Origin of the sequence: Microbacterium sp. UBA837, from assembly GCF_002296025.1 — a bacterium.
Lineage (GTDB): Bacteria > Actinomycetota > Actinomycetes > Actinomycetales > Microbacteriaceae > Microbacterium.
Map to the genome: position 1 here is coordinate 3,459 of NZ_DBHD01000170.1, position 1,047 is coordinate 4,505.

Annotated in this window: 1 protein-coding gene; it reads left to right on the forward strand. The window is 69.4% G+C overall.

Annotated elements, in window-relative coordinates:
* Positions 1-113: 113 nt before the first annotated feature.
* Positions 114-1,047 (forward strand): MFS transporter (locus tag B3587_RS12075; RefSeq protein ID WP_292728975.1); only part of this gene is annotated, 934 nt, incomplete at its 3' end.

The following is a 1,047-nucleotide window of genomic DNA, read 5'->3' on the forward strand; positions in this document are numbered from 1 at the left end:
AGCCGGGCCGCATTGCGGCGCGGCACGGCCCCGTGCCCCACGTCGGGCTTCATGCCTCGTTGAGGATCTGAATCGCTTCTTCGCCGGGGCTCCCTGGTCGCTACTCTGGCCGAATGAGTACCTCAGACGCGTCGATGGTCGCCGGCGCTGCGCGATCGACGTCCACGCGCGTCGCAGTGTTCGCCGCCTACGCGGCTCAGGGACTCGGGTATGCCGTCGTGGTCACCTCCCTCCCCGCGCTCAAGCAGCGGCAGGGCGTGGATGACACTGTCGTCACGCTCATCGTCCTGGGTGTTGCTATAGCCGCCGCGGGTGGTTCCGTGCTCGCCAACGCGCTCGCCGTGCGCTTCGGGAGCCGCACCGCGCTCGTTGTGGGACTCCTCCTTCAGGCGGCGGCCCTTCCCGCCATCGCACTACCGACCCCCTTCCCGCTGTTCGTCTCCCTCTTCGCGGTCTACGGCATCGGCCTCGGTTGCGTGGATGCCGCAACCGCGATGCAGGGCGTCATCGTGCAGCGCGCCCACGGCAAACCGCTCCTCGGCGGCTTCTTCTCGGCCTACACGGCTGCCGCGACCGCCGGAGCCCTCCTCGTGTCGGCGATCGCAGCGTCCCCCTTTGCTGCGGGCGTGGCCATCGGGACGGCGGGCGTTGCAATCCTCGTGGTGGCTGTGGTCGGCATCCGCCTCTTTGCGCGGGAGGTGCCGATCGAGACTGCCCTCCCCGCGACTGAGCGCGCTCGCCTGCCCCGAGCCGGCATCTGGGCTTTCGGTTTCGTCATCCTGGCAGTGTTCGTCGTCGACTCCGCCGTGAGCACCTGGAGCACGGTCTACCTGCAGGACGACCTCGGGGCTCTGCCCGCCCTCGCGCCTCTCGGATACGCCGCCTACCAGGTGTGCGTCCTGATCACCCGCCTCGCGACCGACCGGCTCCTGGGCATCATGAGCAGGGGCCGCCTGGTGACCGGCGCGATCGTCGTCTCGGTGATCGGCGTCGTGGCTGTCGCGCTTCTTCCCTTCGAGATCGCGGCGATCCTCGGCTTCGCTCTAG